The sequence below is a fragment of the Cellulomonas hominis genome, from assembly GCF_005239125.1.
GTDB classification, from domain to species: domain Bacteria; phylum Actinomycetota; class Actinomycetes; order Actinomycetales; family Cellulomonadaceae; genus Cellulomonas; species Cellulomonas hominis_A.
Genome location: NZ_SZYE01000183.1, coordinates 1 through 7,567, shown reverse-complemented (window position 1 = coordinate 7,567; position 7,567 = coordinate 1). Strand labels below are relative to the sequence as shown.

6 protein-coding genes and 1 pseudogene are annotated in these 7,567 nt (G+C 75.9%); 6 read left to right on the top strand and 1 reads right to left on the bottom strand.

Annotation, left to right across the window (positions count from 1 at the left end):
* Both FA014_RS20165 and FA014_RS16370 read left to right on the top strand, forming a co-directional pair.
* Window positions 1–589: pseudogene (locus tag FA014_RS20165) on the top strand (hypothetical protein); the annotation flags it as partial.
* Window positions 590–704: 115 nt separating this feature from the next.
* A complete protein-coding gene (locus tag FA014_RS16370) occupies window positions 705–1,817 on the top strand; it encodes an NADH:flavin oxidoreductase/NADH oxidase (protein WP_154730712.1) in 1,113 nt (370 codons plus the stop codon).
* A 39-nt stretch (window positions 1,818–1,856) separates the two neighbouring features.
* On the opposite strand, the gene FA014_RS20785 is transcribed toward FA014_RS16370, so the two are convergent.
* The gene (locus FA014_RS20785; RefSeq protein WP_154730711.1) at window positions 1,857–2,534 is read right to left on the bottom strand and encodes a DUF2510 domain-containing protein; all 678 of its coding nucleotides are present in this window, start codon (window positions 2,532–2,534) and stop codon (window positions 1,857–1,859) included.
* Window positions 2,535–2,734: 200 nt separating this feature from the next.
* Here FA014_RS20785 and FA014_RS16360 point away from each other — a divergent pair, with 200 nt between their 5' ends.
* The 4 genes from FA014_RS16360 (at window position 2,735) to FA014_RS16345 (ending at window position 7,476) form a co-directional block, all read left to right on the top strand.
* Window positions 2,735–4,930, top strand: a complete 2,196-nt coding sequence (locus FA014_RS16360) for a glycoside hydrolase domain-containing protein (RefSeq protein WP_154730710.1) — start codon at window positions 2,735–2,737, stop codon at window positions 4,928–4,930.
* A gap of 64 nt (window positions 4,931–4,994) precedes the next feature.
* Window positions 4,995–6,320, top strand: coding sequence for a glycosyltransferase (locus FA014_RS16355; protein WP_154730709.1), 1,326 nt, complete (start codon window positions 4,995–4,997; stop codon window positions 6,318–6,320).
* Window positions 6,321–6,452: 132 nt separating this feature from the next.
* Window positions 6,453–6,656: a hypothetical protein gene (locus FA014_RS16350; RefSeq protein WP_154730708.1), complete on the top strand. Its 204-nt coding sequence runs from the start codon at window positions 6,453–6,455 to the stop codon at window positions 6,654–6,656.
* A complete protein-coding gene (locus FA014_RS16345) occupies window positions 6,646–7,476 on the top strand; it encodes a hypothetical protein (protein WP_154730707.1) in 831 nt (276 codons plus the stop codon). Before FA014_RS16350 ends, FA014_RS16345 begins: the two co-directional genes overlap by 11 nt.
* Window positions 7,477–7,567 lie beyond the last annotated feature (91 nt).

The following is a 7,567-nucleotide window of genomic DNA, read 5'->3' as shown; positions in this document are numbered from 1 at the left end:
CGCGGACGCGGCGGGCGCGGTCACCGCGCTGCTCGCCCCGGCGCACCGGCGGGCCGTCCGCGCGGTGGTGTCGCTCGCCGGCCGCGACCTGGACCCGACCGCGGTCCGGGGCGGGGCGACGGCGGTGGGCGAGCCGCAGCTCGCGGCCCACCTGGCCGCGCTCGAGGCGGTGTTCTCCGCGGAGGACGTGACGCTGGTCGCCGAGTACCTGGCCGCCGAGCTCGGCGGGCCGGCCAGCCCGGAGCAGCTCACGGTGGACGACGTGTTCCGGCCGCCCGCCGTCTGGCGGCCGGACGCGCGCGCGGCGGCCCCGCGGGACCCGGCTGCGCCGCAGGACGGGCCTGCGCCCGGAGCGGTCTCCCCGACGCCGGACGACCGGCCGGGCGCGGGCGGCCCGCGGTACGTGCAGCCCGCCAACCGGGAGGTCGGCGGGCTGCACGCCGGTCAGCACGAGGACGGGCCCGACCGGCCCACCGCCGCCGCGCCGCGCGGCGCCGTCGGCGACGGGCTGCTCCGCGTCGGCCTGCTGGTCCTCGGACTGCTCACCGCCGGCAACGTCCTGCTCGCCTGGCTCGACGCCGCGCACTGACGCCCCTCGGGCACCCGCGGTCCGCACCCGATCGCACTGTGACCTGCGTCACGGGTGCCGCGCGACGGGATGACGCGGCCCGCGCGCACGGTTCGATGCTCACGTGAGCCTCCTGATGAGCCCCCTGACGCTGCGCGGCACCACGTTCCGGAACCGGGTCTGGCTGGCGCCGATGTGCCAGTACTCCGCCGCCGGGGACGGCGTACCGACCGACTGGCACCTCGCGCACCTCGGCGCCCGCGCCGTCGGCGGGTTCGGCCTGGTGCTCACCGAGGCGACCGCGGTCGTCCCCGAGGGCCGGATCTCCCCCGAGGACGTCGGCATCTGGGGCGACGAGCACGTCGCGGCCTGGCGCCGGATCACCGACTTCGTCCGCAGCCGCGGCGCCGTCGTCGGCGTCCAGCTGGCGCACGCGGGTCGCAAGGCGTCGACCTACCGCGGCTTCGGCGAGGGCGCCGGCACGGTGCCGGCGCCCGCCGGTGGCTGGGACACCGTCGCCCCCTCCGCCGTCGCGTTCGACGGGTACGCCGCGCCGCAGGAGATGACCGCGGAGCAGGTCGCGGCCGTGCCGGGGCAGTTCGCGACCGCCACCCGGCGCGCCCTGGACGCCGGGTTCGACCTGGTCGAGGTGCACGCCGCGCACGGCTACCTGCTGCACCAGTTCCTCTCCCCCCTGTCCAACCACCGCGACGACGTCTGGGGCGGCGACCTCGCCGGCCGCGCCCGGCTGCTGCTCGACACCGTCGACGCCGTCCGCGCCGTCCTGCCCGACGACCGCCCGCTGCTCGTGCGCGTGTCCGCCACCGACTGGACCGAGGGCGGCCTGACCGTCGAGGACGTCGCGCAGGTCGCCGTCTGGCTGCGGGAGCACGGGGTCGACCTGGTCGACGTCTCCTCGGGCGGCAACGTGCACGCGCGGATCCCGGTCGGCCCGGGCTACCAGGTGCCGGCCGCCCGGACCATCCGCGAGACCGCCGGGGTCGCCACCTCCGCGGTCGGCCTCATCACCACCCCGGAGCAGGCGGAGCAGGTGCTCGCCGAGGGCTCCGCCGACGTCGTCATGCTCGGCCGGCCGGCGCTGTTCGACCCGCACTGGCCGCTGCGCGCGGCGCACGCGCTGGACGACAAGACGCCGACGCTCGACCACGCCGGGGACGCCGCCGCCACCGTGCTGCCGGGCCAGCCGACGGGCTGGCCGGTGCAGTACGCCCGGGGCTCCTGGGGCTGAGCGGGACGGCGCGGCATCCGCCTGCCGCCGTGCCCGTGCTCAGGTGGTCAGGGCACCCGAGGCGAGCACGTAGGCGAGCAGGCCGGTGGCGGCCGTGCCCACGACGACGGCGAACACGGCGCGCCCGCGCCCGTGGCCACCGACCGCGCCCCGGCGGACCGCCCAGAGCCCGAACCAGATCGCGAACGGGCCGAGCGGCCAGATCAGCAGCGCGAGCAGGCCGACGTAGCCCGCGACGATCGACTGCCAGGACCGGCCCGTGGGGAGCAGCCAGTGCACGGGGTCCCGCGGGCCGGCACCGAGTCGGGCGCGCTCCGGCTCGGGGTACCAGGGCCCGGCCGGCGCGGCGTGCGCGTACCCCGGGCCGTACGGCCGACCGGCGAGGGCGGCCGCCGCGCCCGGGGCCTGGGGCGCGTACGGGTTCGCCGGTGCCACGGGGCCGCTCGGCCCGGCCGCGGCCTCCCCGGTGCCCGGACGCCGCGCGTGCGCCGGGCTCCCGGCGACCGCCGCCGCGTGGGCACCCGGCGGGCGGTGCACCGGGGCGTCCGGGACCGGCTCCACGGCCGGGACCCGTGCGGGAGGCGGCACGGTCACCTGCGCCGCCGGGTCCGGCGCGGTGTGCTCCGTCCAGCCCGCGCCGTCGAACCAGCGGAGCACCCCGGACGTCGCCCCGTCGGGGTACCACCCGGCGGGCGGGAGCGGCAGCGCCTCGGTCATGCACTCCCTCTCGGCGGGTCGGGGCGCCGTGATGACTCCGAGGTCGGTCAGGTCCCCCGTTCGGACCAGCCGACCGCGTCATCAGCCACTCCGGAGCCGCTGGCGCGCCGTAACCCCCCGGACACCTTCCGCGCGTACGGTCCCGTCCACCGGTCGCGCCGACGCGCCGGACGGCCGGGCCCGACGGGAGGTGACGCGAGGTGTTCGAGCACGTCGACCCGTTCATCGGGACCGAGGCCACCGCGCTGCCGCCGCAGAGCGGGCTCGCCGCCACGTGGTGGTGGCCCAAGCCGCAGGTGGGCAACACGCACCCCGGCGCGACGTACCCGCTGGGCATGGTCAGCGCCTGCGCCTACTCCGGCGCGTACCCGACCGGCTACGGCCGGTACGACCTGTCGACGGAGGGCCTGCCGCCCGCCCTGCACGCCACGCAGCGCGCGTCGGGCTTCACGCACTTCCAGCAGTCCGGCACCGGGGCGATCCGCAAGTACTACAACTACGTGCGCGTCACCCCGATGCTGCAGCCGCTCGACGACCTGGGGCAGCTCTGGGAGGTGTCCGACGAGCGCGCGGAGCCCGGCTACTACGCCGCGACGCTCGACTCCGGCATCCGCTGCGAGGTCACCGTGGGCCCGAAGTCGGCGGTCCACCGGTACACGTTCCCGGCGCACCGCGACGCGCGCCTGGTGATCGACCTGAGCCTCGGCGGGCTCGACATCCCGTACGGCCGGACCGTGCCGCTGCGGGCGCACCTGGAGTCCGTCGAGCCGGGCGTCGCGCAGGGCGAGATCACCGTCGAGGGCGCGCCCCTGGCCGTGCACGTCGAGTGCGACACCCCGCACTGGCGGCAGCTGCTCTGGTACGACCGCCGGCTGATGCCGGGCGGCACGCGCCTCGACTTCGACCGGATCCGCCCGACGACGCTGCGCCCGTTCGGCCTGATGTGGGCGGGGCCGACCGAGCCGGGGCAGGTCGTCGAGCTGCGGTTCGGGTTCTCGCTGCGGGGCGTGGCGCAGGCACGGGAGAACCTGGTCCGCGAGTGCGGGCCCGGGCCGTCGTCGTTCGCCGAGCGGCGCGCCCGCACCGCCCACGAGTGGCGTCGGCAGCTCGGCAAGGTCCAGGTCGACACGCCGTCGGCGGCGAAGCAGACCGTGCTGTCGACCGCGCTGTACCACTCGCTGATCAAGCCGTGCCTGGCGCCGGACGAGAGCCCGTTCTGGCCGACCGACACCCCGTTCGCCTACGACATCGCGACGATGTGGGACATCTACCGGACCCAGCTGCCGCTGCTCACGGCGCTGGTCCCCGACAGGGCCGTCGAGCTCGCCACCGCGATCCTGCACATCGCCGAGGAGGAGGGGAACTTCCCGATCGGCTACCGGATGGCCCGGGGCGCGGACCGGTTCTCCCGGCAGGGCAGCGCGCTCGCGCACACGTTCCTGGCCGACCTGTGCGCGCTCGGCCTGCCGTTCGACTGGGACTGGGCCCTCGTGCACCTGCACAACGACCTGCGCCGCACCTACGGCGAGGAGTTCCTGCTGCACGGCCGGACGCACCCGATCAGCCACACGCTGGACCTGGCGTTCGGCTACTTCTGCACCGCCGTCATCGCCCGGCAGGTCGGCGACCGCGCGCTGCTCGACCAGTTCGCGCCGCTCGCCGGCCGGTGGCGCAACGCCTTCGACCCGGCGACCGGGCTGCTCCGCGACTCGACGTTCTACGAGGGCGGCCGGTGGAACTACTCGTTCCGGCTGCTGCACGACATGGCCGGGCGGATCGACCTGGCCGGCGGCGACGAGGCCTTCGTGGGGCTGCTCGACCGGTTCTTCGGCTACGGCGCCGACCCGGTGAAGCAGCCCGGCCTCGCACCGACCGAGGACGAGATGCTCGCCGGGTACGGCCTGCACCGGTTCGAGGGGCTGAACAACGAGCCGGACATGGAGGCGCCCTGGGCCTACCAGTACGCCGGGCGCCCCGACCGCACCGCCGAGGTCGTGCACGCCGTGACCCAGCAGCAGTTCGGCACCGGCCGCGGCGGTCTTCCCGGCAACGACGACTCGGGCGGCCTGTCGTCCTGGTACGTGTGGGCGTCGCTCGGGCTGTTCCCGGTCGCCGGGCAGAACCTGTTCCTCGTCAACGCGCCCGCCTGGCGCGAGGCCCGGATCGAGGTCGGCGGGAAGGCGTTCACCGTCGAGACCAGCGGCTTCGTCGAACCCGAGGCCGACGGTCCCGCGCAGTACGTGCAGCGCGTGCGGCTCGACGGGGTCGACCTGGACCGCACGTGGCTGACCGGCACCGAGCTGCACGCCGGCGGCCGGCTGCAGGTCGACCTGGGCCCGGAGCCGGGGCCGTGGACCGCCGCCACCCGCCCGCCGTCGCACAACGCCCGCGCCTGACGGCCCGCACTCCGCGCTCCCCGCACACCCCACCCCTTCCGCACGACCCTCCCGGAGGCCTGCCGTGACCGACGCGACCCTCAGCCCCACCGCCGACGCGGCCCCCGCGCGACGGGTCGACCGCCGCCTGGTGATCGTCGTGCGCGCCGACCCGGTGATCTGCGGCCACTCGGGCGAGGCCCGGAACCTCGCCGAGGCGGCGCTCGACCGCGGGTTCGACGAGGTCCGGATCGTCACCTGGCCGATCGACCGGCTGCAGGCCGCCGGCCTGCCGCTCAAGCCGCTGGACCGGGTGCTCCCGTACCGGGAGGGCGTGGTGGTGGAGCGGCCCGGACCGGTCGGCGACTACAAGGTCCCGGACGGCCGCTGGGTCGCCGGTCTCATCGGCCGGCTCGTCGAGCTGTTCACCGACGGGGTGCCCACGGTGGCCCTGTCGCTGTACCTGAGCCCGCACGCCACCGCGGTCGCGGACGCGGTGCACGTCGCCCGGCGCACCGGTCTCCCGGTGCACGTCACGACCGTCGCGGAGGCGGTCGGCTCGGACGTCACCAACGTCGTGCGCGCCTGCGTCGAGGCCGACCAGTTCGGCGCCGCCGCGCACGTGCTCGCGTCCTACCTGGAGCACGACGTCTGCCTGGCGGTGTCCGAGTACACCCGCGACCTGATCATCTCCGAGGCGGAGGCGCTCGACTCGAAGCACGGCACGACGTTCGCCGCGCAGTGCCGCGAGCGGGTCCGGATCTCCTACCCCGCCGTCGACGTCGCGCAGTACCTCGCGCGGGACGACGCCGAGACGGACGCGGTGCTCGGCGCGCGGGGTCTGGACCGGGACGGGTACGTCCTCTACCTGTCCCGGCTGGCCGCCGCCAAGGGCGTGGACGACCTGATCGACGGCTACGCCGCCAGCAGCGCCCCGGCGACGCACCGCCTGGTGATCGCCGGCAACGGGCCCGAGGCGGCGCAGCTGCGCGCGCACGCCGCCGCGTCGCCCGTCGCGGACCGAGTGCTGTTCCTCGACGACGTGTCCGACGACGAGAAGCCGCACCTCATGGCCGGCGCCGCCGCGTACGTGCTGCCGAGCAAGCCGCGGCCGGAGTTCGTCGAGACGTTCGGCATCGCGCTCGTGGAGAAGATGCTGTCCGGCGGCGGTCCGGTCATCACGACCGGCACCGGCGGCATCCCGGAGGCCGTCGGCGACACGGCGATCATCGTGCCGGTCGAGGACCCCGCGGCGATCGCGGCGGCGCTGGACCGGGCGCTGGCGGTCACCGGCGCCGACCGCGAGGAGTGGGCCGACGCGGCGCGGGAGTTCGCGCTGCAGTTCGACCGCGCGGTGGTGCTGGACAAGATCCTCGAGGCGGTCGACGCGGTGGTCCCCGTACGGGGGTGAGCGCGGAGCAGCGCCGCGCTCCGGCGCCCGCGGAGACGGGGCTGGACAGCGCAGAGCGCGGTGCGGCTAGCGTGATCGGCGTCGGTCCGGCAGCCGCCCCGAGGGACCGTCCGTCGACGTCGAGGAGCGACCGTGCAGGTCATCCCCAAGAGCTACGGCCGGCTCATCATCATGTCCGCAGAGGAGATGCGGGAGAAGCGGGAGCAGGAGCTCGCGAGCATCGGTCTCGACCTGGAGACGATCGAGGAGCGGTACGAGACGTGGCAGCTCTCGCCGGAGCAGCGCATGGCGTACGAGAGCTACCTCAAGTTCGGCAGGCTGCTCGGTGAGGAGTGAGCCGAGCAGCGGGCCGGGGACCGCACCGCCGGGCGCAGCCGACGAGGCCGCACGTCGCGGCGACGAGCCCCTGAGGGAGATCACCGAGCGGTTCGCGGAGGACCTGCGGAGCACGCTCCGCGGCGTGCTGCCGGGGGGCGTCGGGACGTTCGCGATCGTGCCCGAGGCCGGCTTCCCGGGGCACCTGGTGGTCGAGCAGGAGCCGACCCCGGGCGTCCCGCTGGCGGTCGACGGCCTCGTCGTGCTCCGGCTGCGCACCTCCTTCGAGTGCACGTGGGACCACACCGGCCGGTTCCTCGCGGTGCGGCGGTCGTCGATCGCCGTCGCGGCCGAGGGCACCGACGAGCCGCTGTTCCGCTACGACTTCGACGCGACCTCCGACGACAACGTCCCCGCCGCGCACCTCAACGTGCACGGGCACCGGGACGAGCTGGTGTTCGCCATGATGGCCGCGGGTCACCGGTTGCGCGGCAGGGCCCGCACGTCGGCCGTGCGCCGCGGCCGGGTACCGCGGGTGTCGACGCTGCACTTCCCGCTCGGCGGGCACCGGTTCCGGCCCTCGTTCGAGGACGTGCTGGAGATGCTGGTCCGCGAGTTCGGCCTGGACACCCGGCCCGGCTGGCGTGCGGCCGTCTGCGCCGGGCGGACGCGGTGGCGGGCGGTTCAGCTCCGCGCAGCGGTGCGGGACGACCCGGAGGGCGCGGCGGAGGCGCTCGCGGACCTCGGGTTCGACGTCCGACCGCCCGGGCGATCGCGACCGGCCGCGCCGCAGCTACCGCCGGACGAGCAGGACCGGCTCGAGCCCGCTCAGTCGCAGTAGTCGCAGACCCCGGTGCCCGGCAGCACCATCGAGCACGTCGGGCAGGTCTTCGTGAACTCGAACGGCTCGGGCTTCCTCGCGCGCGGCGTCG

Bases quoted from the DNA above. Each gene is read 5' to 3' on its own strand.
- FA014_RS20785 (WP_154730711.1), bottom strand. From the start codon at position 2,534: ATGACCGAGGCGCTGCCGCTCCCGCCCGCCGGGTGGTACCCCGACGGG.
- FA014_RS16370 (WP_154730712.1), top strand. From the start codon at position 705: ATGAGCCCCCTGACGCTGCGCGGCACCACGTTCCGGAACCGGGTCTGG.